We start from the raw sequence: 24,175 nt of genomic DNA, 5'->3' as shown, positions 1-24,175 counted from the left end.
CGCTCGGGCCGACTGCGACTGTCGGGCTGAGAGGCTGAAAGGTCGAGAGACCGGACGGCGACCCCTAGAACCTGATCCGGACAATGCCGGCGCAGGGAGCCCGTCTCGTAGGTCTTTTGTGTGCCCTGCGCCGGCAGCACCTCACACCGCCACGCCCTCCACCTGAAGCGTCTGCACCGAGCCCGCCGCGAACGGCACCCTCACCAGCTTGCCGCTGAGGTACGTGTCCGCGCGTTCCGTGTAGAGGTCGCCGCCACCTCCAGTGACCGTGTTCCAGCGGCGGACCAGGCCGCCCGTGCCGCCGGTCACCGTGCCGAAGCGGGAGAGGTCGAAGGTGAGGGTCTGGGCCGCGCCCGTGTTGACGGCCACGATGACCAGGCGTCGGGCCGCCGCGTCCAGGGCGGCCACCGCGTAGCCGACGCCTGTGTCGAGGATCGTCATGCCGGGGCGGATGTGGCGGCTGAACTGGGCCATCACGTAGTACTTGGTCTGGACGGCGCCGGGCTGGAGCGTGCTCTCGTTGTAGTGGATCATCGCCCAGCCGGCGGACGGATCCATGACCTGCCAGTAGCACCAGGCCGTGGGGTGCAGCCAGCGGAAGTCCAGGCACAGGTTGCTCGCCATGGTGAGGCCGGTGCCGTCGCTGTCGCCGTACTCGGAGTTCCACAGCTGCTTTCGTGCCGTGGTGACGACGTCGGTGTAGAGGAGGTCGCGTCGGCCGCCGGAGCCCTGGTAGCCGTGCACGTTGACGCGGCCCACCAGCCCCTTGGTGGACGCGCTGAACGAGTTCCAGGTCGTACGCGCGAGGTCGTAGCTGGTCTCGTCGGAGGCGGAGATCCGCGTACCGGTCAGTCCGCGCTTGTCGAGTTCGCTGCGCAGATGCGGGAGGACGGCCGACTGGACCGTGGCATCCATGTGGCAGCCCTCCTGGCGTCCGGTGGCGGTCCACCAGTTGGAAGAGGGCTCGTTGAACGGGTCGACGGTCGCGAAGTTCACGCCCCAGTTGTTCTTCGCGTACAGGGCGGTGGCCGCCAGGTGGGAGGCGTGCTGGCGGTAGTTCCAGGACTGGAGGTTGTTGCCGCCGTCGGCAGCGCCCGACGGGTTGTGGTTGAGGCACATCCACCACATCGGGGAGTTGGCGAACAGCTCGCTGACCGCGCCTCTGCTGGTCGCCTTGACGAGCGCGGCGCGCTGGGCGGCGTCCGCGGACCACTTCCATGCGGAGGACGCCGGGTCCTCGTTGTTCCAGTCCTGCCAGAAGCCCTCGATCTGCTTGAAGCGGGGGATGTTGGGCGAGGCGACCATACTCTCGCCCTCCACGCTGTTCCAGCTGCACGCGCCGAGGTTGTAGCGGGCGATGTTCAAGCCCAGACCCGGCAGCGTACGGCCGTTGTAGGCGACGGACTTGGTGGTGAAGAAGGCGTCGGCGAAGTCGTCGCGCGCCCCGAACACGTTCGCCCACCAAGCCAGGGAGGTGCCCCAGCCGTCCCAACGCCCGTACGTCGTACCGGGGTTGACCGAGATGGTCGCGTCGGCCCGTGCGGTGCCCGTCGCCAGGGCACTACCGAGGACCGTACCGCCCGCCGCGGCCAGCAGTGATCTGCGTCTGATCATGGAGAAGCCCCTCTCCTGTCGCGCTCATGCCACGCGTCTGCTGAAGGATGAAGTGCGGTTGCAGGGCTTGTCGAGAGTCATGACAGCGCTTTCCATGCGCCTCGTCGGCCGGGACATCCGCGCCAAGTACCCGAACGCGGTCCTGTTCGCGATGCAGACACTCAAGAAACGCTACGTCTCCGAGACCAAGGCGGCCGTCAGCGCCCGCAACAACTCCGGTGATTCCAGGGTCCATTACGTCGACACCACGGGCTGGCTCACCGATGGCGCCGACCACGAGGACGACAACGGGCGACCCCGCGAGGCGGGTCACAGCAAGTTCGCCAGTCGCCTCACGCCGGTCATCGCGGCCAGGATCGGCGACTGACGGACGGAACAAAGAGGGCAGAGAGCCTCAAGTCGCAGCAATGCGCCACCCGTTCCGAAGGATGAGCGGGGCGTTGCCAAAACGCCCCGCTGGTGAGAATGATTCTCACGAGCAATTCTCCGGAGGAACGAAACCGTGCATGTCACTTTCAACGTCTGGTTGCTGACCGTAGTAGCCCTGTGTGTGCTCATCGCCGTGGATTTCTTCATCGGGCGCAAGCCGCACGAGGTGTCCATCAAGGAGGCCGGCATCTGGTCGGCGGTGTGGATAGCCCTCGCCGTGGCCTTCGGGCTCGGCGTGGCGGTGTTCGGCGGTGGTCAGCCGGCCGGTGAGTTCTTCGCGGGGTTCATCACGGAGAAGTCGCTGAGCGTCGACAACCTCTTCGTCTTCGTGCTGATCATGGCGAAGTTCTCGGTGCCGACGCAGTACCAGCAGCGAGTGCTGATGATCGGCGTTCTGATCGCGCTGGTGCTGCGTACGATCTTCATCGCGGCCGGCGCGGCGATCATCTCGACGTTCTCCTGGGTCTTCTACATCTTCGGCGCCTTCCTGATCTGGACCGCCTGGAAGCTCGTCCAGGACGCCCGCCACGATCAGCACGACGAGGAGTACGAGGAGAACAAGCTGCTCAAGGCCGCCGAGAAGCGCTTCGGCGTCGCCGACCGCTATCACGGCACCAAGCTGTTCATCGTGGAGAACGGCAAGCGCGTGATGACTCCGATGATGGTCGTCATGCTCGCGATCGGCTCCACGGACGTACTGTTCGCGCTGGACTCGATCCCCGCGATCTACGGTCTGACCGAGGACCCGTACATCGTCTTCACCGCCAACGCGTTCGCACTGATGGGCCTGCGCCAGCTGTACTTCCTCATCGGGGGCCTGCTCAAGAGGCTGGTGCACCTCAGCTACGGCCTGTCGATCATCCTCGGCTTCATCGGCGTCAAGCTGGTCCTGCACGCGCTGCACGAGTCCGGCGTGCACGTACCCGAAATCTCCATCCCGTTCTCGCTCGGCTTCATCGTCCTGGTCCTCGCCGTGACTACGGTGACCAGCCTGCGCGCCTCGAAGAAGCAGGCGCTTGCGGAGGAAGCGGCGACGGCGGCTGGGCCGAAGGCGGACGACTCCGACACCGCGGGTAAGCCGGACCGCACGGCCTGAACCGGTGACGCCCTGGGCCGCGTGCCGGAAGTCGTTTCCTGAGCCTCGCGGCTCAGGCCGGCCGCGGCTCCGTCTCCGCCGCCGTGTCCAGCGTGGCCACCAGCCGCCGCAGCAGAGCCTCCAGCAACTCGTCGTCACCATCGCTCAGTACGGGCCACCGGTCGCGGACCGCGCGGTCGATGCGGCGCCAGTACGTCTCGCCGCGTGGCGTGAGGTGGGCGAGGATGCGGCGTCGGTCGAGGGGGTCGACGCGACGGTAGACGTGGTTCTGGTCGACGAGGTGGTCGACCAGCTTGGTGAGGGTCGGCGGCGGTAGGAAGGCCGCTTCGGCGACGGCCGTCATGGGGTGGCCTTCGCCGTCGGAGAGCAGGGAGAGAACGCGCCAGGCGTCGAGTGAACAGCCGTGCTCCTCGAGGACCTCCTGGAGCCGGCGCGCGGCCAGCCGCTCGGCCCGCGTCAAAAGGTGCGTGAGGTCCTCAGACCGACGCGGAGGTGGGCTCGGCATCCTTCTCCTCGCTCCCGGGGGCGGTGCCATCGTACAAGTCCCGTTCCGCGGAAGGATGTTCCCGCCTGCAGCCGCAGGCTCCGGCTGGATCTTCACGATTTACGGCCTTGACATGACCGCGCCTTCGCGAAGATACTTCCCGCTGGAAGTATCTAGAATGCCTTGAGCGAACTGTGAATTCATGTGCAGAATTTCGCCCGGGGCATTTTTTGTTTCCGCCGAGAGCTGGAAGATACCGCCGGGAAAGTCAAGGGAAACACCTTGGAAACGCGGCGACTTGAAGCTGTGGACCGCACTTCACGAGCTTGTCCTTCATGGGACGAGGAGGTCCATTTGTCCAGCGGTTCCAGTATTTTCCGACGCCGGATGGCGGCGGCCGCCGCCGCACTCGCGGCTGCCGTCGCGCTGTCCGCGTGCGGCGCCAAGACCGACGCGGGCGGCTCGTCCGACAAGGCGGCCAAGGCGGACACCAGCGGTGACACCGTCAAGGTCGGCCTGCTCAACTCGCTGTCCGGCACGATGGCGATCAGCGAGGTGACCGTACGCGATTCGCTGAAGCTGGCGATCGACGAGATCAACGCCAAGGGTGGTGTGCTCGGCAAGAAGATCCAGCCGATCAGCGAGGACGGCGCCTCCGACTGGCCCACCTTCGCGGAAAAGGCGAGCAAGCTCATCCGCGAGGACCGGGTCGTGGCCACCTTCGGCTGCTGGACCTCCGCGAGCCGCAAGGCCGTAAAGCCCGTCTTCGAGAAGAACAAGTCCCTGCTGTTCTATCCCGTGCAGTACGAGGGACTTGAGGAGTCCCCGTACATCTTCTATACGGGAGCCACCACCAACCAGCAGATCGTGCCGGGGCTCGACTACCTCAAGAGCCAGGGCAAGAAGTCGATTTACCTCGTCGGCAGCGACTATGTCTTCCCGCGCACCGCCAACAAGATCATCAAGGCTTACGCGAAGGCCAACGGCATGAAGGTGCTCGGCGAGGATTACGCGCCGCTGGGCTCCACAGAGTTCAGCACGATCGCGAACAAGGTGAAGGCGTCGAAGGCCGACGCGGTCTTCAACACGCTCAACGGCGATTCGAATGTGGCCTTCTTCAAGGAGTACAAGTCCGCGGGCCTGACCGCCGCGAGCATGCCGGTGGTCTCGGTGTCGATCGCCGAGGAAGAGGTCAAGTCGATCGGATCGCAGTATCTGGCGGGCCAGTTGACGGCCTGGAACTACTACCAGACGACGGCGGGCGCGGCGAACGCCGAGTTCGTGAAGGCGTACAAGGCCAAGTACGGCCAGGACAAGCCGACCAGCGACCCGATGGAGGCCGCGTACACCTCGGTCTATCTGTGGAAGGCGATGGTGGAGAAGGCCAAGTCCTTCGACCCGGAGAAGGTCAAGGCGGCCTCGGACGGCATCACCTTCGACGCCCCTGAGGGCAAGGTCACCGTCGACGGCGCGTCCCAGCACATCTACAAGACCGCCCGGATCGGCAAGATCGGCACGGATGGGCTGATCGAGCAGGTGTGGGACTCCGGAAAGGCGATCAAGCCGGATCCGTATCTGAAGGGCTACGACTGGGCCTCCGGCCTCTCCTGACGATCCCTGTCTGTCCGCCACGCGGGGCCCCGCTTCGAGGAGTTGAAGACTTCGAAGCGGGTGCCCCGTGCCCCGCCGCCGTCTCCCGGAGCCGCCGTATGACCGTGATCCTCGGTCAGACCTTCACCGGCATCAGCATCGGTGCCGTCCTGCTGCTCATCGCGCTCGGTCTCTCGCTCACCTTCGGCCAGATGAACGTGATCAACATGGCCCACGGCGAGTTCATCATGGCCGGCGCCTACACCACGTACGTCCTCCAGAAGTCCATCACCAGCGCCGGTCTGTCGCTGCTCGTCGCGTTGCCCGTCGCCTTCCTGGTGGCGGGAGCCCTCGGCGCGCTGCTGGAGTGGCTGCTGATCCGCCGCCTGTATCTGCGCCCGCTCGACACGCTGCTCGTCACCTGGGGTGTCTCGCTGATGCTCCAGCAGCTCGCCCGGGACATCTTCGGCGCGCCGAACGTGCAGACCCGCGCGCCCGACCTGCTCACCGGGAACATCACGCTCATCGGCGGCGACGATCCGCTCACGGTCGCCAACAGCCGCCTGTTCATTCTGGGGTTGGCGATCGCGGCGGTCGTCGCGTTGTCGCTGACCCTGCGGCTGACCCCGCTGGGCCGACGGATCCGCGGCGTCGTGCAGAACCGCGATCTTGCCGAGGTGTCCGGCATCTCCACCGAACGCGTGGACCGGACCGCGTTCTTCATCGGGTCCGGGCTCGCCGGAATCGCCGGAGTCGCGCTGACGCTGGTCGGTCCCATCGGTCCCACGATGGGCACCAACATCATCATCGACGCCTTCCTGGTGATCGTGGTCGGCGGCATCGGACAGCTCAAGGGCACCGTGATCGTCGCCTTCGTCCTTGGCGTCCTGCAGTCCGTCCTCGAGTACTCCACCACCGTCAGCGTCGCGAAGGTGCTCGTCCTCGTGGGCATCGTCGCGTTCCTCCAGTGGCGGCCCCAAGGGCTGTACACCCTGCGTACGAGGAGCCTCGTATGACCGACTCTCGTATGCCTCTTCTCACTCGTATGCCCCTGCTCAAGGGACACTCCGCGCGGGCGCGCGCAGGTTTCGCCGCGGCCGCCGTGGCCCTCTTCGGACTGGCGCCACTGGCCCTCTCCGACTTCCGGCTCGGGCTGCTCGCCAAGTACCTGTGCACCGCGATGGTAGCGGTCGGCATCTGCCTGGCATGGGGGCGCGGCGGGCTGCTCACGCTCGGACAGGGTGTCTTCTTCGGGCTCGGCGGCTACGCCATGGCGATGCACCTGAAGATCGCCGACGCCGGGCCCGGCAACCTCCCCGACTTCATGCAGCTGTACGGCACGGCCACCGAACTCCCTTGGTGGTGGCGGCCGTTCGAGAACCCCGTCTTCGCGCTCGCCGCGACCGTACTGCTGCCGATGCTGGTCGCCGCGCTGCTCGGTTCGTTCATCTTCCGCCGCCGGGTCAAGGGCGCGTACTTCGCGATCCTCAGCCAGGCGCTCACCGCCGCCTTCGCGATCTGGCTCATCGGCCAGCAGGCCACCACCGGCGGCACCAACGGACTCACCGACATCCAGGGCTTCTTCGGCTACGACCTCAACGACCCCGTCAACCAGCGGATGGTGTACTTCGTCATCGCCGCCGCCCTGCTGCTCCTGATGGCGCTCGCCCGGCAGCTGATCCACAGCCGGTACGGCGAACTCCTCGTCGCCGTACGGGACTCGGAGGAGCGGGTGCGCTTCCTCGGCTACGACCCGGCGAACGTGAAGCTCGTCGCGTACGTCGTGGCAGCGGGCATGGCGGGACTGGCGGGCGCTCTGTTCGTCCCGGCCGTCGGCATCATCTCGCCCGCGATGATCGGGATCGTGCCGTCCATCGAGTTCGTCATCGGCGCTGCGGTCGGCGGCCGGGCGAGCCTGGCCGGCGCGGTACTGGGCGCGATCGGGGTCGCCTGGGCCAAGACGGCGTTGTCGGAGGAGTTCCCGGCGGCCTGGACGTACTTCCAGGGGCTGTTGTTCATCGTGGCCCTGGCCTTCCTGCCGGGCGGTCTGGCCTCGCTGGTGGGGATGGTACGGCGGCGCAGGGCGTCGCATGCGAGTGAGGAACCGTCACCTGCCCTTCCTGTGGGAGAAGCAGCATGAGTGAACTCTCAGGCCTTCGGATACGGCAACTGCGGGTCTCCTTCGACGGGTTCAAGGCCGTCGACGGCGTGGACCTGGACGTACAGCCGGGCGATCTGCGCTTCCTCATCGGGCCGAACGGCGCGGGCAAGACGACGCTCGTCGACGCCGTCACCGGTCTGGTGAAGGCGGAGGGTTCGGCGCTCTTCGGGGATGAGGAGCTGCTCGGGCGCAGCGTCCACAAGATCGCCCGGTCGGGCATCGGCCGTACGTTCCAAACGGCCACGGTCTTCGAGGAGTTGACCGTCCTTCAGAACCTGGACATCGCGGCGGGCGCAGGACGCGGGATGCTGACGATGCTGCGGCGCCGCAAGGGCGTTCCGGAGTCCGTGGCACGGGCGCTGGAGACGGTGGGGCTCGCGGAGCTGGCCGACAGCCCCGCCGGGACGCTCGCGCACGGGCAGAAGCAGTGGCTGGAGATCGGCATGCTGCTCGTGCAGGACGTACGGCTGCTGCTGCTCGACGAGCCGGTCGCGGGGATGAGCCATGACGAACGGCAGGCCACCGGCGAGCTGTTGGAACGGATCAGCGAGGAGCGGACCGTGGTCGTCATCGAGCACGACATGGACTTCATGCGGTCCTTCGCGCGCAGCGTCAGCGTGCTGCACGCGGGCAAGGTGCTGAGCGAGGGAACGGTGGCCGAGGTGCAGGCGGATCCCAAGGTGCAGGAGGTGTACCTCGGGCACGCTGCCGCCGGGGACGCACTCGACACCGCGGCCCCCGCGGCCGTACAGGAGGCGTGATGCTGGAGATCGACGACGTCCGTGTCGGCTACCACCGCAGCAGCGTCCTGCACGGGGTGTCGGTCGAGGTGCCGAAGGACGGCGTGGCCGCCGTGCTCGGGCACAACGGTGCCGGCAAGAGCACCCTGCTGCGGGCGGCCGTCGGACTGCTCACCCCGTCCAGCGGCGCGGTCCGCTTCGACGGCGAGGACGTCACGCGCCGCAAACCGCATGAGCGTGTGGCGCGCGGCATGGCGTACGTACCGCAGGGCCAGCAGGCATTCCCCCACCTCACGACCGCCGAGAACCTTCAGCTGGTCGCGGACGGGCGCAAGCGCGGCAAGGCGGCGATCGCCGAGGCACTGGACCTGTTCCCGGCGCTGCGGACGCTGTCGAACCGGCGGGCGGGGCTGCTCTCGGGCGGCCAGCGGCAGCAGCTCGCCATCGCCCGGGCCCTGGTCACCGAGCCCCGGCTGCTGCTCCTGGACGAGCCGACCGAGGGCATCCAGCCGTCGGTCGTGGCCGAGATCGAGGAGACGATCCTGGCGCTGGCCGCCCGCGGCGGGCTCTCGGTGCTCCTGGTCGAGCAGCACGTGGGCTTCGCGATGCGGGCGGCGCAGCGGTACTTCGTCCTGGAGGCCGGGCGGGTCACCTCGTCCGGTGCGGGCGGGAAGGAGTCGGTGGCGGCGGTGCGGGAGGCGCTCAGCGTGTGAGTTCCCTCCGGCGACGGTCGAGGAACGCACGTTCCGCCGCGCTCTCGGTGAACGCGATGGCCGCCTCGTACTCCCGCACGGCCTCCGTGTCGCGGCCCAGGCGGCGCAGCAGGTCGGCGCGGACGGCGTGGAGGACGCCGTAGTCGTCGAGGTCGAGGGCGTCCACGAGGCCGAGGGCCTGCCGCGGGCCCTCGGTCTCGGCCACGGCGACGGCCCGGTTCAGGGCCACGACCGGGCTCGGGGCCAGATCCAGGAGCTGGTCGTAGAGGCGCCGGATCTGATTCCAGTCCGTGGCGTCTCCGGTCGGAGCGTCACTGTGGACGGCTTGGATGGCGGCCTGGATCTGGTACGGGCCCGGTTGGTTCCGGCGCAGGCAGCGGCGGACGAGTTCCTGCCCCTCGGCGATCAGGTCGCGGTCCCAGCAGGTGCGATCCTGCTCCGGCAGCGGCACCAGCACGCCGTCGTCGTCCCGCCGGGCATCCCGGCGCGACTCGACGAGGAGCATCAGCGCGAGCAGGCCAGTTGCCTCGGGCTCGTCCGGCATGAGCTCGGCGAGGAGGCGGCCGAGACGCAGAGCCTCGGCGCACAGCTCCTCCCTACCCTCGTACCCCTGGTTGAAGATCAGGTAGACGACGGCCAGCACTCCGGTGAGCCGGTCCGGGAGGTCGGCGTCGCGCGGCACCCGGTACGGGATCCCCGCGTTGCGGATCTTCGCCTTGGCCCGGACGAGCCGCTGGGCCATGGTCGGCTCGGGTACGAGGAAGGCGCGCGCGATCTGGGCCGTGGTCAGCCCGCCGAGCAGCCGCAGAGTCAGGGCGACCCGGGCCTGGAGGGCGAGGGCGGGGTGGCAGCAGGTGAAGACGAGGCGGAGCCGGTCGTCGCGCACGGGGCCCTCCTCGGGCGGTGCGTCGGGGGCGTGCAGCAGGGCGGCCTCGGCGTGCCGGGCCTGCCGGGAGGACTCACGGCGCAGCCGGTCGATCGCCCGGTTGCGGGCGGTCGTGACGATCCATCCGGCCGGGCTGGGCGGCACGCCGGTCTCCGGCCAGCGCAGCATGGCCGTGGTGAAGGCGTCCTGGACCGCTTCCTCGGCGAGGTCGATGTCGCCGAGGAAGCGGACGAGGACGGAGACGGCGCGGCCGTACTCCGCGCGGAACACGGCCTCGATGTCCATGGTCATCCGTCGGCTTCGCCCATGAAGGGCCGCACCTCGATCGGCAGGGTCGTCGCCAGGGCCGCCTTGCGTCCCCACTCCAGGGCCGCGTCCAGGTCGGGCGCCTTGATGAGGCAGATCCCGCCGAGCATCTCCTTGCCCTCGGCATACGGGCCGTCGGTGATCAGGACGTCACCGTCGCGAGGCCGCAGCACGGTGGAGGACTCCGGGCCGTGCAGTCCCCCGGCGAACACCCAGGCATCCGCCTCCCGCAGCTCCTGGTGGAAGACGTCGAGGTTCTTGCCGATCTCCTCGAGGACCTCGGGGGCGGGCATGCCCCCGACCGGTTGCATCACGCTGAGCAGGTAGTACTTCATCACGGCCTCCTTGGCGTCGTGGTGTCCTTCCACCTCCTACACGAACGGCACACCCCCGATTCGACACCCCGTGCCGCCCTGCCGCGAGAATTTCTCCCATGACCACCGCACCTCATCCCCTCGTCGCCCGTGCCCACCGGCTCGCGCACGACCTTCTCGCCCCGCATGCCGAGCGGGTCGACCAGGAGACCGTGCCCGCGAGCCACATCGACGCGGTCAGGCGGTCGGGGCTGCTCGGAGTGGGCGCGCCGACGGAGTACGGCGGGGCGGGGGCGTCCGCCGCGGTGGCGCGGGAGACCGCGGAGATCCTGGCCGGGGCGTGCTGCTCGACGTGGTTCGTGCAGACCCAGCACCACACGCCCGTGAAGGTGCTCGCCACCTACGACTCACCTGTACGGGAGAAGCTGCTGCGTCCCCTGGCCACGGGCGAGCTGCTGGCGGGGATCGCGTACGCCCATGTCCGTGCCTTTCCCCGGGTTCTCGTACGGGCCGTGCCCGAGCCCGGAGGCTGGCGGTTCGACGGCACCGTGCCCTGGTACACGGGCTGGGGGCTGAACGACGTGATGCTGCTCGCGGGCGTGACGGACACGGCCGAGGTGGTGTTCGCCTTCACCGAGGCACGCGAGCAGCCGGGGCTGCGCCCGTCACCGCCGATGCGGCTCGCGGCCCTCACGGCCGCCCGCACGGTGTCCATGGAGCTGGACGGCCTGCGGGTGCCGGAGGAGGCGGTCGCCCTACGGGTACCGTACGAGCGGTGGTCCGTGACCGACCGCACGAAGACGGTGAACGCCTCACCGGCGGTGTTCGGCATCACCGAGGCGGCCCTCGCTCTGCTGGACGACGACACCGCCGCTCCGCTGCGCACCCGCCTCGACGAGGTACGCCGCCGGTCCTACACGCTGGCCGACCACCCGGTGCCGCACGAGCACCTGGACGAACGACTGGCTCTGCGCACCCAGGCCTACGACGTGATGCGCACGGCCACCACCGCGGCAGTGGTGACGGAAGGCGGGCGCGCGATGGCCCTGACCAGCAAGGCCCAACGCCTGGCCAGGGAGGCGATGTTCCTGCTGGTGCAGGGCCAGACCGCCGAGTCGCGGGCCGCGCACCTCGCCTCATTGACGTTCAGCGCATCCGCTTGAAGCCGAGCAGGGTCCGGTACCGCTCCCGTGCGGCGAACTCCGCCATGCTCCACACGGCGGGGCGCCCGACCTCGGCGCACAGGTGAAGGATTTGGCCCTCCCCCACGACGACCCCTACGTGCGCGCCCCACGCTTCGTCGGTGGCGTTGAACAGAACCAGGTCCAGGGGCTGAGCGACCGCGACGCGGCGCGTCAGCCTGGTATCGGCCCACAGGTCGCTGGAGCGCCAGGCAGCGGGTTCCAGGCCGAATACGCCGAACAGTTCGAGAACCGCGTACGCGAACAGCTGGCAGTTGGCGCCGTGGGCGAGGCCCGGCCGGTCGCGTACCGCCGCGGATCCCGGAAACCGCGCACCGGCGTACGGGGTCGCCCACATGTCCGCGGGTATCCGCGCCAGCACGTCAGCCACCGTTGCTCCCTCCCCTCCAGTCCCGCCGACCACTACACATAAAGAAAAAATAAGCGCAGAATGAACGTACGCGGCGCTTACCGCATACCACACCAGAGCGGTCGGGCCTGCAGAGAACAAAGGAGACGAGTCATGGCCGACGTCTCACGCACCAGAGGTGACATCACCACTCACCCAGACGTAGGCGAAATGCGGGATCGGTACGCCCGCATGCTTGGTGGTCGCGATGTGGCGCTCGTGGACGGACCGGTGTTCCTGCTCGGTCTGTACTGCGCTGCATCCCCGTGGATTCTCCACTTCACTACAAGCCAGCCCGCACTCGTGACGCACAACCTCATCATGGGCATCGCTATAGGCCTGCTGGCACTCGGATTCACCAGAGCCCCGGAACGGATGTACGGCCTGAGCTGGGCGATGTCCGCCATAGGCGTGTGGCTGATCATCTCGCCGTGGGTGGTGGGCGAGAGCCCCGACGCGGGCGTCATCGTCAGCAACGTCATCATCGGCGGCCTCGCCGTCGTGCTGGGAGCCGTGTGCGCGGCCGCATCGGCGAAGAGCACACCGAAGGCGTACGAGCAGCGGTAGGAGGACGTCTGCACGGATGAGGGCGGTCGGCCGGTCCGCGCGTACACGTCGCGGGCCGGCCGACGCACGTACGCGGCCGCCCTCAGCCGGTGGGCACGGTCCACGGCTCCACCGGCAGCGGGCTGCCAGTCTCGAGGAAGGACTTGAGGTTGGACAGCACCGCAGGCCAGCCGGACGACACATCGGCCAGCATGGCCTCGTCGGTCAGATCCTCCTCGGTGACAGTGAGCCGAACGATGTTCTCGTGCTTCTGAATATCGAAGGTGATCCGGGAGTACTTCTCCTCCTGCCCCTCGTCCTCGGGTGCGACCCCGGTCAGCACCAGGCGCGTGGGCCGCTCGCTCTCCACGACGGTGCCGACCGCGTCGGCGATGCCGGAGCCGTCCGTACGGCGGTGCTCCCAGCGGGAGCCGGGCCGCCAGTCCGAGACGTTGCTGTGGCCCCAGTACGTGGCGGTCAGGTCGGCGTCGGTGAGCGCGTCCCAGACCTTCTCGGGCGTGCTCTGGATGTAGGTGACGTATACGTATGACGGCTTGTCGGTCATGTCTTCCTCGGCTCGTCGCTTGAGTGCACTCAGCGCACGTAGGCGCGGGCGCTCGAACTTGTCGATCCACCGCTCCTGGATCTCGTGGAGCGGTACGGGGTTGAGGTAGTGCAGCTTCTCCCGCCCCCGCCACACCGTGCTGACCAGGTTGGCGGCCTCCAGAACGGCCAGGTGCTGGGTCACCGACTGACGCGACATGTCGATCCGGGCGCACAACTCCCCCAGCGTCTGCCCGTTGTGCTCGTGCAGCCTGTCGAGCAGCCGTCGGCGCGTCCCGTCCGACAGCGCCTTGAAGACCTGGTCCATCGCCTTACCTCTCCCCGCTTGCCCACTCAACGTTATGCAGGCAATTACTTGCATGTCAACGGGTGCCTTGAAGGTGACGCCCTTGGCCGCCCACGCGGCGTGCGGCATGATCCACGCATGGACATCCGACCGTCGCTTGCCCTGCCGCCACAACTCCGCCTCGAAGGGGACGGGATCCGGCTCCGCGAGTGGTCGGAGGACGATGTGCTCGCTCTGGTCGAGCTGTACGACGACCCGGAGATGGCCCGCTGGACGCCCGTGGCCTCGCCGTTCGACATCGCGGCGGCTCATACGTATCTCGCCGAGGCGTTCGCGGCGCGTGCTCAGGGGCGCAAGGTGCAGTTCGCGATCACCACGGACGGTGTCGTTCCGCGCGGCGAGGTCCTGCTGTTCCGCAACCAGAAAGACGAACGGGACGTCGAACTCGCCTATGGCGTCGGCGCCGCCCACCGCGGCCAGGGCCTGGCCTCCAGAGCCGTGCGCCTCGTAGCGGACTACGCACTGCGCCACATCGACGCCCGGCGCGTGGTCCTGTGCATCGAGGAGGGCAACACGGCGAGCAGAGCGGTCGCGCAGGCCACCGGCTTCACCCTCGTCGACACCGACCCGGTCCTGCGCATGTCGAGGGGACGGGAGGTCCCCTTGCAGACCTGGGCGCGCCTGAACCACAGGGATGGCCCGTAGTCGGAGCCGGGAGTGCACTCACCGTTACGGGGCACTCATAGCGGTAGGGAGTATGACGAAGAGAGGCTGAGATGGAGATCTCGGGCATCATCAGTGCCATCGTGATCGGCATCATCATTGGTGTGCTGGGCCGGCTCGTCGTCCCGGGCCGTCAGCGCATCGGCGTCCTGTGGACCATCCTGGTCGGTATCGCGGCCGCGCTCGTCGGGTCGGGCATCGCCTCGGCCTTCGACGTGGCGGAAACCGAAGGGGTGGACTGGATCGAGTGGCTGATCCAGATCGGCCTCGCGGCGGTGGGCGTCGCCGCGCTGGACCGGTCCAAGGTACGCCGCTGACCACAACGGCCTGCCGCACAGAATCAGCGTCAGCGCAAAACCTGTTGCACGCCGGTCCCCGTCACGGTTGGCTCCTGCGGGATCCCTGAGGGACTTCACCCCCCCCGTAGGCCACAGTGACGGAGACCCCGTGCCGCCTCGCATCACCGCGCTCACCGACCCCGAACCCACCCCGTCCAGCCGGCGGCCGGCCTGGCTCGCGGCCGACGATGAGGGGGTACCAGTCGGGTCCGCCTTTCTGCGGCTCTTCCTGAAGGAGGGGCAGCGGCATCTCGCTGAGCTCGAAGTCACCGTGCACCGGGCCGAGCGGCGCCGGGGCGTGGGCAGCGCTCTGCTGGACGCGGCCGTCGCGGCGGCGCGCAGCGAGGGGCGGCGGTCGGTTCTCGCACAGGCCGAGGAGGGCTCGCCAGGGGATCTGTTCCTGTCGGCGCGCGGCTTCCGCCGGGTGCTGACGCTGACGTACGCCCGGCTGCCGCTGGCCCACGCCGACCTCAGCCGGATCGACGCGATCGCCGAACAGGCGCATGACGACTACCGGTTGATCGAGTGGGAGGGCACCGTGCCGCCCGAACTGGCGCGGACGTACGCCGATTCGCGGCGGGCCATGGACGACATGCCGATGGAGGGCACCGACTACGGCACGGTGGTGTGGGACGTGGACCGCGTGGTGTCGGCGGCGGAGGCGATCGGCAAGCGCGGCGATCTGCTGCACACCGTGGCCGCGGTGGACACACGAGACGGTGCGGTGGTCGGTTTCTCCGAGCTGGTCGTGCCCGGCGACGGGCGGGGCGACGGCCAGCACTACGGAACCGCCGTACTCCCCGAGCACCGCGGACACGGCCTCGCCCGCTGGATGAAGGCCCAGTCGATCCGCCTGGCCCGCCGACGGCACCCGGAGCTCGGCGGACTGCTCACCGACACGGCGGACAGCAACACGCCCATGCGCCGCGTCAACGACACCCTCGGCTATCTGCCCACACACAAGGCCGTGGAGTGCCGGCTCGATCTGTGAGGCGCCTCCCGTCTGTCACCGTGTTCAGCGCGGGTCGTACACGTACGGCGTCGTCGTGGTCAGCGGTACGAAGCCGAGTCGTCCGAGGATGGGGCGGCTCTGGTCGGAGGCGTCGACCTGGAGGTAGCGGTAGCCGCGGTCGGCGGCGATGCGCGCCCGGTGGGCGACGAGGGTGCGGTAGATGCCACGGCCACGCCAAGCCGGGACGGTGCCGCCGCCCCACAGGCCCGCGAACCGGGCGCCCGGCGTGAGTTCCATGCGGGCCGAGCTCACCGGTACGTCTCCGGCGAGGGCGACGACGGCGACGACCGTGTCCAGGTCCGCGTCGAGCTGGGCCAGCAGCTGGTGGCGGAGCAGGGAGCTGTCCGTGCCGAAGGCCTGCTCGTGTACGTCCACCATGAGGTCGACGCCCGCGCGGTCGGTGACGGGGCGGAGTTCGATGCCCTCCGGCGGCTCGGCGTCGAGGCGGAGCTCGCCGCACTCGGCGATCATCAGCGTCTCCTCCGGCTCGGGGGTGAACCCGGCCGCGCACAGCCGCCCGCCCAGGTCCGCCGGCCGGTCGTGCCCGTACAGCTTCCACTCGAACCCGCGGCCGAGGCCTGTGAAATACCGCACCTGCTCGGTGATCGCCGCGTCCACGTCGGCTGCTTCGAGTCGAGACCAGAGGATGCCGTTCCAGCCCTGCTCGGCGCCGACCTGCCGTACGACTGATTCGGCGCGCTCCACCACGGCTCCCGGGCCGTCGGGCCGCGCGCCTTCGCGCATGTCACGGTCGAACAAGGCCAGTACCTCCGCATGATCCATACCGGCACGACACCACGCTGGGGCCGGCCGGGCAACGGAATTACGTGCGACTTCCGAGGCCGCTTCGAACGGGCGGGCCAGGGCCCACGGTTTCAGCCACCCGTGCCTGCCGAGCCGGATGTGAACGTCTCGCACGACCGCGCCGTATGTGACAGTGGCGGGCGGGAGGAATCAGTTTCACGTAGTCGAGGCTTGGAGACATGGTGGCGCAGGACTTGTCGGCCCCCGCACCCGTGGCGGTGTCGGAGCCGCCGACCAGAACGCCGGACAAGCCTCCGCAGGCCCGTCGGGACCCGTACTTCGACAACGCGAAGTACCTCACCATCGTGCTGGTGTGCTGCGGTCACGCCTGGGAGCCGCTGACGCACAGCGGCAGGTTCGCGACAGCGGCGTACCTGATGGTCTACGCGTTCCACATGCCCGCGTTCGCGCTGATCTCCGGCTACTTCTCGCGGAGTTTCGACATGGCGCCGGGCCGGGTGCGCAGGTTGCTGACGGGTGTCGTCGTGCCGTACCTGGTCTTCGAGTGCGCGTACACGATCTTCTACCGCTGGGCGCAGGACGACTGGACCTATCCGTTCAGCCTGCTGGATCCCTGGTATGTGATGTGGTTCCTGGTCGCGCTGTTCATCTGGCGGCTGACCACTCCCGTATGGCTGGCGCTGCGTCGTCCGGTGCCGATCGCGGTGGGGCTCGCCGTGTTCGCCTCGGTCTCACCGGATCTCGGCGGGGACATCTCGATCCAGCGGACCCTGCAGTTCCTGCCCTTCTTCGTGCTCGGCCTCACGCTCCGCGCCGAGCACTTCGAGCGGATTCGTACGCGGCGCGTACGGCTGATGGCGCTGCCGGTGGGCGTGGCCGCGTGCGGGGCGGCGTACGCGGTGGCGCCCTGGTTCGACGCCAAGTGGTTCTACCACCGCAGCAGCGTCGCCAGCCAGGGTGTGCCCCACTGGGCGGGCCTGATCACCACGCCGGCGCTGCTCGCCCTGGCACTGGTGCTGACCGTCTGCTTCCTGGCCTGGGTGCCCAGGCGGCACATGTGGTTCACGGCGCTGGGCGCGGGCACGATGTACGGCTACCTGCTGCACGGCTTCGTCATCAAGTCGTCCCGCTTCTTCGACTGGTACGACCGCCCGTGGCTGCATTCCCCGCTCGGCGAGCTGGCGGTCACGGTGGCCGCCGTCGCTCTCATCACGTTCCTGTGCTCGGGTCCGGTTCGCGCCGTCTTCCGCTTCGTCGTCGAGCCACGGATGGCATGGGCCTTCGGCGAACCGAGAGACACCAAAGAGAAGGCCACAAAGGCCACAGCACCCACAGAGGTCACAGAGGCCTCGGCGCCGACGCGCTGAGCGCTTCGATGCGGAGGATAAGCGCCCTGCGTACGTCACGCTCGCCCAGAGGCGTGGTCGCAGGTGGGCCCTTATCGTGAGCCAGGGGGAATCCCCGGTCCTGGACCGGGGCGTCCCTGGAGGCTTCCCATGCTGTTCACGCACCACCGCTGCGCTTTCGCCGGCGCTGTGACGCTGGTCCTACTGGGAGCCGCGTTGCCGCCACAGGCTCTGCTGGGAGCCGGGGTGCGGACGGTGACCGCGGCCGACCGGCCCGATCAGCCCGAGCTGTCCCGCTTCTACGACCAGAAGATCGACTGGGCCAAGTGCGAGGACGCCGGGATGGGAGTGCCCGAGGATCTGCAGTGCGGCAAGGTGACCGTTCCGCTCGACTACGCGAAACCGGACGGCGAAACGCTCGACATAGCCATGGCCCGCTTCAGGGCGACGGGCGATTCCAGGGGCTCCGTACTGCTGAACTTCGGCGGCCCCGGCGCCTCGGGAGTCAGTGAACTCACCGCAGGCGGCGACGACTTCATGGGCCTGACGAACGGCTACGACGTGGTGACCTTCGACCCGCGCGGCGTCGGCAGAAGCTCACCGGTCAGCTGTGGTGACGGCATGGCCCCGCCACCGGATCCAACGGACGGCCCCACCGAGAGCCCCCAACCGGACAGCGACAATCCGCAAGCCGCGCTGAAGCTGCTCAGGAAGTCCGCCGACGCCTGCGAGAAGCATTCCGGGCCCGTGCTGCCGCACATCGGCACGGTCAACGTCTCCCGGGACCTGGACATCATGCGCGATGCCCTCGGCGACAAGAAGCTCAACTATCTCGGATTCTCGTACGGGACGCGGCTGGGCGCTGTCTACGCGGCCCAGTTCCCGGACCGGACCGGCCGCTTGGCGCTCGACGGCGTGGACACCCTCACCGAGCCGCTCAGTGAGCAGGCCCTCGCCAACACCGAAGGACTGCAGACCGCGCTGGACGACTTCCTCACCTGGTGCACCGACGACATCAGCTGCGCGTTCGGCCAGGATCCGCGCACGGCCAGGGAGCACATGGTCGACCTGGTCCGCTCGCTGGACGAGAACCCCCTGCCCACGGAGTTCGGCACCCCCTTCTCCGGCCAGGACCTCGCGGGCGCCCTCGGACAGGCCCTCTACAGCAAGGAGTTGTGGCCGGCGCTCTCGCAGGCGCTCAGATCGCTGATCGAGGACGGCGACCCGCGGGGGCTCCTGCGGTTCACCGGCGGCGGCATCGCGGCGGCCCGCAACGGCGGGCTCGTCGACGAGGCGGACATCCCCATGGACAACCTCCAGTCCGCGCTCATAGCCATCAACTGCGCGGACGATCCCGACCGCCCCACCGCCGCCCGCATCACCAGGAACCTCGACCGGCTGCGCGCCGAGTACGAGGAGGCCTCACCGGTCTTCGGCCGCTACCGGCTCACCCAGATGCTCATGTGCTACGGCCGCCCCAAGGGCACCGACTTCATCCGCGAGGACGTACGCGACGTCGACACCCCGAAGATGCTCCTCGTCGGCACCCGCGGCGACCCGGCGACCCCGTACCGCTGGACCGTGGAGACCGCGAAGCGGCTCGGCCCGTCGGCCGTGGTGCTCGACAACAAGGGCGAGGGCCACACGGGATACGGTTCGTCGAAGTGCGTGCACGAGAAGGTCGACGACTTCCTGCTGTACGGCTCGCTCGCGGACGCCGGAAGCTCCTGCGGGGCCGAGGAGCGACCGCCGTCCTGAACGCGGTCAGCTGCGGGCCGCGGCAGGCCCCGTACATATGCCCCACTCTCACGGCCCGAGGCACGGCATCGACGCTCGCATATGCGCTCGTCGAACACGCGAATGAAAGAGTCCGCGGGCGCCGCCACAACTCCACCAACTCGCCTATCCTGTCTACGATTTACTCACTCCCGCGACTAATCCATCCGCACGAGTCGGGCACTCCGGGAGGACGTAGGCATATGCCACAGGCACCAGTGCATCGCGTCTTGCCAAATCCCTTACAGCGCGTCGCGGGCTGTGCAAGAGTCGTAACGGTCCTTCCCTCAGCCTTGGTCGTACCGGGCCTGTATCGGAGTACGTCATGCCGTCCCATCTCTCGGCGGACCACCCAGCCGCCCAGCCGCCCCCACGCGGCTCGGTCGACGCGCTGATCTCGCAGACGCGTCGGCTGCGCGGCGACGTGGACGCCGTGCGACGTGACGCACAGCAGGACGACACGGACCCCGAAGGGCGCTGGCAGCGCGCGCTGTACGATCTCGCGCTGCACCAACTGAACGATCTGGACGAGCACTTGGCGCAGTTGCGGGACGGCCCGCCGCCGGTGCCCGCGACACCCGACACGACGGCTCCCGTCGTACGGACCGTGCCGACCCCTTCTCGGCACGGCTCACTGCTCAGCCGGGTCGGCAGCGCCGAGTGGAACCTGCTGACCGACGAGGCGAGCTGGTCCGGCGAGCTCTACCAGATCCTCGGCCGCGACCCCGCCGCCCCCGCACTCACCCTCGACGAACTGCCGTCCGTCGTGCTCGACGAGGACCGGCCGAAGCTGACGGTGATGGTGACGGACTGCCTCATCGACGCCAAGCCGATCGACGGGGAGTTCCGGATCGTGCACCCGGACGGCACCGTACGGACCGTGCACATGATGGGCGAGCCCGTGCTCGCAGCCGACGGCAGCACCGCCTCGATGTGGGCCGTGCTGCGGGACGTCAGCGAACTGCGCCGCAGCCAAAGGACGGTGCGCGAGACCCGTGACTCGCTGCAACGCCAACGGCATATCGCGCAGACCGAGCACCGGCTCGCGGTCGAGCTGCAGGAAGCTGTGCTGCCGCCGTGGCGCGGCTCCCTGCGGCTCCCGCACCAAGGGCCGCCGGCCCTGGATGTCGCCGCCCGCTATCTGCCCTCCTCGACGAGCGCGCTGATCGGCGGCGACTGGTACGACGCCCTCGAACTGCCCGGCGGCGAAACGATGTTGAGCGTGGGTGAGCTCACCGGGCATGGCACCACCGTCACTTCGGGCATGGCGATGCTCCTCGGCGCGGTGCGCGGCATGGCCATGGCGGGCAGCGAACCTCGCCAACTCATGGCCTGGCTGAACCAGTTACTGGACGCCTCGGTCCAGCCGGCCCTGGGCAGCGCACTGTGCTGCCGCTACCGGCCCGACACCCGGGCGTTGGTGTGGGCGCAGGCGGGGCACCCCGCCCCCCTGCTGTTCCGCAACGGGACGGGGCGCGCGCTGACGCCGCCCGACGGTGTCCTGCTCGGCGCGACCTCGGGCGCTGCCTATGGGCAGGCCGAAGAGCCGCTCGAACCGGGCGACCTGCTGCTCCTGCACACCGATGGACTGGTCCCCGGGCGCAGTCGTGACGCGACAGTGGACCGCCTCCTCGACCTGGCCCCCCGCTTCGGCGAGGCGCGTTCCGCACAGGACTGCGTACGGACGGTCGTGGAGGAGTTCGGCGAGCGGGAACGCGAGGATGACGCCTGCGTACTCATCGCCAGGGTCGCCAACTGACCACGCGTTCACATGTGTTCAGTTCACCGAGCATGCGTTCAGTTCACCGCGCACGGTCCCCCTATGCCCGTGCGCTGTTGCCGCCCCGGATGTTCAGGCCCTTGGGCAGCGACAGTTTGATCTCCTCACGCAGTTCCTGGATCTTCGGGTAGCTGGAGTACTGACCCGTCAGCCGGTACATCTCACGCAGCCGGTCCCAGGTGCGATGGGAGGAGTTCGAACCCATCGAGGTCAGGGCCAGGCGTGCGTACCGGTCGGCCTGTTCGGGGTCGTCGGCGATGAAGCAGGCGGACGCGAGCGAGATGTGGTCGAAGATCTGCGACCGGTCCCGGCCCTTCTCGCGCAGCTTGAGCGCCTCCTTCGCATGGCGCTGTGCGATGGCGGCAGCCGCAGGCTCGTGCTCAGCGAGCGTCCGGTAGGCCAGGGCCTGCATACCGTGCAGGTCCGCCTCGTCGAAGAGCTGCATCCAACTCGGCGCCGGTACGTCGTTCTTGTCCGAGACGAAGAGTTCCTCCGCCTCTCCGAGGGTGCGCCGCATGGCCTGGCCCTTGCCCAGCGAGGCCTGAGCCCAGGCTTCGATGGTGTAGAGCATGGCCTTGGTGCGCGGCAGCACCTCGTCACCGGAGCCCGACTTGGCGAGCTTCATGAGGTCGAGTGCGTCGTCGGGCCGCCCCAGGTGCACCATCTGGCGTGCGGCGCGGGAGAGCGCCTCGCCGGCGCGGGGCCGGTCACCGCCCTCACGGGCGGCGTGGGCGGCGATGACGAAGTACTTCTGGGCCGTGGGCTCCAGGCCGACGTCGTGCGACATCCAGCCCGCGAGGACGGCGAGGTTGGCGGCGACGCCCCACAGGCGCCGCTGGAGATGGTCGGGATGTCGGTAGGCGAGCATGCCGCCCACTTCGTTGAGCTGTCCCACGACAGCCTTGCGTTGCAGCCCGCCGCCGCGGGCCGCGTCCCAGGCCCGGAACACCTCGACCGAGCGCTCCAGTTCCTCGATCTCCTGTGACCCGATGGGGGCGGCCTCATAGCGGTCGTACCCGGCGGGGTCGGCGTGCAGGGGGTCGTGGATTACGGGAGCGTCGGCCGAGAGAGCCGGGTCGGAGTGCAGCCAGTCGTGCATGGCGCTGCTGAGTGCGGATCCTGCGGCGAGCGCGGCGCCCGCGCCCACCAAGCCGCGTCGGTTGAGCATGAGGTCCATTCCCGTGAATTCGGTGAGGACCGCGGCAGTCTGCTCGGGCGTCCACGGCACTCCGTCGGGATGTTCCGCACTCCCGTCGCCCGGCCGTTTCCCCGTACGCCCGTGCCGGACCAGACCGAGGTCCTCGATGGTCACGACACGGCCGAGACGCTCGGTGAACAGCGCTGCCAGCACCCGCGGAACGGGATCGCGCGGGATTTCTCCCATGTCGATCCAGCGCCGCACCCGCGAGGTGTCGGTCGCCAGCTGGGGGTGGCCCATGGCCGCCGCCTGCCGGTTGACCAACCGCGCGAGCTCGCCTTTGGACCAGCCGGCCAGGCCGAACAGATCCGCCAGACGGGTGTTGGGTTGTCCGCTCACGTCAAGCCCCCAGGTTCTCGGCTGAGTTGACAGTAACCCCGTGTCAGTTGCTGCGGGACTATTCGCCAGGGTTCGCCAGGGTGCGCCAGATGGTGTGCCAGTGCGCATCGGGTGTCAGGTAGGAACGCGCCACCCCGACCCGGTCGCCGTAGGGACATTCCCCAGGGTGCACCGAGGCGGCCGGGGCGGGTAGCGCGGTAACTCGCAGGCACACGAAGGGATCCGTATCACCCATGTACGCAGCATCGTCCTCCGTGTCCGCCCCGCCCCGGTCGCTGCGCCCGCGTCCACAGGCTCCTCGAGCTGGGGAGTCGCCGAGGGCGGGCGGCGGCCCTTATCTGGACCCCGCGCGTCAGGGGTCACCCGTGCTCGGCGCCGGCCGGACGCAGCGCGTACCGGGGGTCGGTACCCAACCCCTCAGCGGGAGACTCGACTTGTCCGGCCCCCAGGGCGCGCAGCTGCGCACGGCGATCGCCTCGGTGCACCGGATCTGTCCGGAGTTCGCTCCGGTGCAGGTGCTGCGCCGCAGCGGCCGTGCGGTGCTCCTCGTCGGAACGACAGGGCGCAGCACCGCCGTCGCCAAGTGTTTACTGGACCAGTCTCCAGTCTGGGCCGAGCGGATCCGCCATGAGATAGCGGCATACCGCTCGTTCGTGCGGCACCGGCCTCCGGTGCGGGTGCCACGGCTGATCGCGGCGGATCCGGACAACTGCACACTGGTCATCGAGCGGATGCCCGGGCGGGTGGCGGCACTGCAGCGACACCCGGCGGAGGCCCCGCCGCGCGCGGACATCAGGGCGGCGCTGGGCGCGGTCTGCCGGCTCAACTCGTGGCGCCCGCCGGCCGGGACGTTCGACGCCCCGCTGGACTACGCGGCGCGGATCTCCCGGTATCACGAGCTGGGGCTGCTCACCGACCGCGACATGGGCGATCTCCAGAAGCTCGTGCACGGCATCGCGCACTCGGCGGGGCGCCAGGGGATGGGCCAGTTCTGCCACGGCGACGCCTTGCTGTCGAACATCCTGATCTCACCGGCCGGTCCAGTGCTGGTGGACTGGGAGCACGCGGGCTGGTACCTGCCGGGCTACGACCTGGCGACACTCTGGTCGGTCCTCGGCGACGCGCCGGTTGCCCGCCGCCAGATCAGCCAGCTCGCACAGCAGGCGGGCCTCGCGGCACGGGACGCGTTCCTGGTGAACCTGATGCTCGTACTGACCCGTGAGATCCGTACGTACGAGACGGCCGTGCAGCGTTCGATGCACGAGGCGACCCCGGTACCACCGGGCCCCGCCCACCCGGGCGCCGTGCCGTCCGGAGAGGAGCAGCGGCTGCTGCTGAGGCGGCTGCACGATGACTGCCAGCTGGCGCGGAGGGCGGTTCGGGCGGCGGTGGGCACGCGCTGAACGGGGGACGCAGTCCGCGGTGGCCTGGGCTCAGGCCACCGCGGACTGCGTCATAGATGTGGCCGTTTGCCCAGCAATCGCCGCGCGCACCTGCTCAAGCAAGGTGCACGATCGGGCCCCGTAGGCGGCGCGTGGCTGTGACATGTGCGGTTCTGCCGCCGGGCGCGACCCGCGCC

General features: G+C 69.1%; 24 protein-coding genes. 16 read left to right on the top strand and 8 right to left on the bottom strand.

Annotated features, from left to right (window positions below; all coding sequences use genetic code 11):
* Window positions 1-141 precede the first annotated feature (141 nt).
* Entirely contained in the window at window positions 142-1,614 is a 1,473-nt protein-coding gene (locus tag OHT21_RS43160) for a beta-1,6-galactanase (RefSeq protein ID WP_328773694.1), read from the bottom strand.
* Window positions 1,615-1,693: 79 nt separating this feature from the next.
* Here OHT21_RS43160 and OHT21_RS43155 point away from each other — a divergent pair, with 79 nt between their 5' ends.
* Both OHT21_RS43155 and OHT21_RS43150 read left to right on the top strand, forming a co-directional pair.
* A complete protein-coding gene (locus tag OHT21_RS43155) occupies window positions 1,694-1,981 on the top strand; it encodes a hypothetical protein (RefSeq protein ID WP_328773693.1) in 288 nt (95 codons plus the stop codon).
* Between the two features lie 135 nt (window positions 1,982-2,116).
* On the top strand, window positions 2,117-3,139 hold the full coding sequence (locus tag OHT21_RS43150; RefSeq protein WP_328773692.1) for a TerC family protein: 1,023 nt from the start codon (window positions 2,117-2,119) through the stop codon (window positions 3,137-3,139).
* Between the two features lie 52 nt (window positions 3,140-3,191).
* Here the strand turns inward: OHT21_RS43150 and OHT21_RS43145 are convergent, their stop codons facing one another.
* Entirely contained in the window at window positions 3,192-3,644 is a 453-nt protein-coding gene (locus OHT21_RS43145; protein WP_328773691.1) for a MarR family winged helix-turn-helix transcriptional regulator, read from the bottom strand.
* Window positions 3,645-4,010: 366 nt separating this feature from the next.
* Between OHT21_RS43145 and urtA the strand changes: the two genes are divergently transcribed.
* The 5 genes from urtA (at window position 4,011) to urtE (ending at window position 8,827) form a co-directional block, all read left to right on the top strand.
* Entirely contained in the window at window positions 4,011-5,234 is a 1,224-nt protein-coding gene (gene urtA / locus OHT21_RS43140; RefSeq protein WP_328774445.1) for an urea ABC transporter substrate-binding protein, read from the top strand.
* Window positions 5,235-5,332: 98 nt separating this feature from the next.
* Window positions 5,333-6,229, top strand: a complete 897-nt coding sequence (gene urtB, locus OHT21_RS43135; RefSeq protein ID WP_328773690.1) for an urea ABC transporter permease subunit UrtB — start codon at window positions 5,333-5,335, stop codon at window positions 6,227-6,229.
* Between the two features lie 29 nt (window positions 6,230-6,258).
* The gene (gene urtC / locus OHT21_RS43130; protein WP_328774444.1) at window positions 6,259-7,353 is read left to right on the top strand and encodes an urea ABC transporter permease subunit UrtC; all 1,095 of its coding nucleotides are present in this window, start codon (window positions 6,259-6,261) and stop codon (window positions 7,351-7,353) included.
* Window positions 7,350-8,135, top strand: coding sequence for an urea ABC transporter ATP-binding protein UrtD (urtD, locus tag OHT21_RS43125; protein WP_328773689.1), 786 nt, complete (start codon window positions 7,350-7,352; stop codon window positions 8,133-8,135). The genes urtC and urtD overlap by 4 nt, the downstream gene beginning before the upstream one ends.
* Window positions 8,135-8,827, top strand: a complete 693-nt coding sequence (gene urtE / locus OHT21_RS43120; RefSeq protein WP_328773688.1) for an urea ABC transporter ATP-binding subunit UrtE — start codon at window positions 8,135-8,137, stop codon at window positions 8,825-8,827. The genes urtD and urtE overlap by 1 nt, the downstream gene beginning before the upstream one ends.
* Here the strand turns inward: urtE and OHT21_RS43115 are convergent.
* Together OHT21_RS43115 and OHT21_RS43110 are read right to left on the bottom strand one after the other, a co-directional pair.
* Window positions 8,817-10,004, bottom strand: coding sequence for an RNA polymerase sigma factor (locus OHT21_RS43115; RefSeq protein ID WP_328773687.1), 1,188 nt, complete (start codon window positions 10,002-10,004; stop codon window positions 8,817-8,819). The genes urtE and OHT21_RS43115 overlap by 11 nt on opposite strands.
* On the bottom strand, window positions 10,001-10,354 hold the full coding sequence (locus tag OHT21_RS43110; protein ID WP_328773686.1) for a YciI family protein: 354 nt from the start codon (window positions 10,352-10,354) through the stop codon (window positions 10,001-10,003). The genes OHT21_RS43115 and OHT21_RS43110 overlap by 4 nt, the downstream gene beginning before the upstream one ends.
* 98 nt (window positions 10,355-10,452) lie before the next feature.
* Between OHT21_RS43110 and OHT21_RS43105 the strand changes: the two genes are divergently transcribed.
* Window positions 10,453-11,496: an acyl-CoA dehydrogenase family protein gene (locus tag OHT21_RS43105; RefSeq protein WP_328773685.1), complete on the top strand. Its 1,044-nt coding sequence runs from the start codon at window positions 10,453-10,455 to the stop codon at window positions 11,494-11,496.
* Here OHT21_RS43105 and OHT21_RS43100 read toward each other — a convergent pair.
* On the bottom strand, window positions 11,480-11,905 hold the full coding sequence (locus OHT21_RS43100) for a hydrolase (RefSeq protein ID WP_328773684.1): 426 nt from the start codon (window positions 11,903-11,905) through the stop codon (window positions 11,480-11,482). The genes OHT21_RS43105 and OHT21_RS43100 overlap by 17 nt on opposite strands.
* A 132-nt stretch (window positions 11,906-12,037) precedes the next feature.
* Between OHT21_RS43100 and OHT21_RS43095 the strand changes: the two genes are divergently transcribed.
* Window positions 12,038-12,490: an SPW repeat protein gene (locus tag OHT21_RS43095; RefSeq protein ID WP_328773683.1), complete on the top strand. Its 453-nt coding sequence runs from the start codon at window positions 12,038-12,040 to the stop codon at window positions 12,488-12,490.
* An 82-nt stretch (window positions 12,491-12,572) separates the two neighbouring features.
* Here the strand turns inward: OHT21_RS43095 and OHT21_RS43090 are convergent, their stop codons facing one another.
* Window positions 12,573-13,340 (bottom strand): ArsR/SmtB family transcription factor, encoded by a 768-nt coding sequence (locus tag OHT21_RS43090; RefSeq protein WP_328773682.1) that lies wholly within the window; start codon window positions 13,338-13,340, stop codon window positions 12,573-12,575.
* 117 nt (window positions 13,341-13,457) lie between these two features.
* Here OHT21_RS43090 and OHT21_RS43085 point away from each other — a divergent pair, with 117 nt between their 5' ends.
* The 3 genes from OHT21_RS43085 (at window position 13,458) to OHT21_RS43075 (ending at window position 15,371) form a co-directional block, all read left to right on the top strand.
* Complete coding sequence (locus OHT21_RS43085) at window positions 13,458-14,024, top strand: GNAT family N-acetyltransferase (protein ID WP_328773681.1); 567 nt, start codon at window positions 13,458-13,460, stop codon at window positions 14,022-14,024.
* A 71-nt stretch (window positions 14,025-14,095) separates the two neighbouring features.
* Entirely contained in the window at window positions 14,096-14,359 is a 264-nt protein-coding gene (locus OHT21_RS43080) for a GlsB/YeaQ/YmgE family stress response membrane protein (protein WP_328773680.1), read from the top strand.
* Between the two features lie 130 nt (window positions 14,360-14,489).
* A complete protein-coding gene (locus OHT21_RS43075; protein WP_328773679.1) occupies window positions 14,490-15,371 on the top strand; it encodes a GNAT family N-acetyltransferase in 882 nt (293 codons plus the stop codon).
* Between the two features lie 24 nt (window positions 15,372-15,395).
* Here the strand turns inward: OHT21_RS43075 and OHT21_RS43070 are convergent, their stop codons facing one another.
* Window positions 15,396-16,175, bottom strand: a complete 780-nt coding sequence (locus OHT21_RS43070; RefSeq protein ID WP_328773678.1) for a GNAT family N-acetyltransferase — start codon at window positions 16,173-16,175, stop codon at window positions 15,396-15,398.
* Window positions 16,176-16,375: 200 nt separating this feature from the next.
* Between OHT21_RS43070 and OHT21_RS43065 the strand changes: the two genes are divergently transcribed.
* From OHT21_RS43065 to OHT21_RS43055, 3 genes are all read left to right on the top strand, one after another.
* Window positions 16,376-17,524: an acyltransferase family protein gene (locus OHT21_RS43065; protein WP_443050582.1), complete on the top strand. Its 1,149-nt coding sequence runs from the start codon at window positions 16,376-16,378 to the stop codon at window positions 17,522-17,524.
* 129 nt (window positions 17,525-17,653) lie between these two features.
* On the top strand, window positions 17,654-19,261 hold the full coding sequence (locus OHT21_RS43060; protein WP_328773677.1) for an alpha/beta hydrolase: 1,608 nt from the start codon (window positions 17,654-17,656) through the stop codon (window positions 19,259-19,261).
* Between the two features lie 343 nt (window positions 19,262-19,604).
* A complete protein-coding gene (locus OHT21_RS43055; RefSeq protein WP_328773676.1) occupies window positions 19,605-21,038 on the top strand; it encodes a PP2C family protein-serine/threonine phosphatase in 1,434 nt (477 codons plus the stop codon).
* Window positions 21,039-21,099: 61 nt separating this feature from the next.
* Here OHT21_RS43055 and OHT21_RS43050 read toward each other — a convergent pair whose 3' ends face one another.
* Window positions 21,100-22,596 (bottom strand): DNA-binding protein NsdB, encoded by a 1,497-nt coding sequence (locus tag OHT21_RS43050; protein ID WP_328773675.1) that lies wholly within the window; start codon window positions 22,594-22,596, stop codon window positions 21,100-21,102.
* A gap of 233 nt (window positions 22,597-22,829) precedes the next feature.
* On the opposite strand from OHT21_RS43050, the gene OHT21_RS43045 reads away from it, so the two are divergent.
* Window positions 22,830-23,999, top strand: a complete 1,170-nt coding sequence (locus OHT21_RS43045) for an aminoglycoside phosphotransferase family protein (protein WP_328773674.1) — start codon at window positions 22,830-22,832, stop codon at window positions 23,997-23,999.
* Window positions 24,000-24,175: the final 176 nt, after the last annotated feature.

This window comes from Streptomyces sp. NBC_00286, from assembly GCF_036173125.1.
Taxonomy (GTDB): domain Bacteria; phylum Actinomycetota; class Actinomycetes; order Streptomycetales; family Streptomycetaceae; genus Streptomyces.
This window is presented reverse-complemented; position numbering and strand designations above follow the sequence as displayed.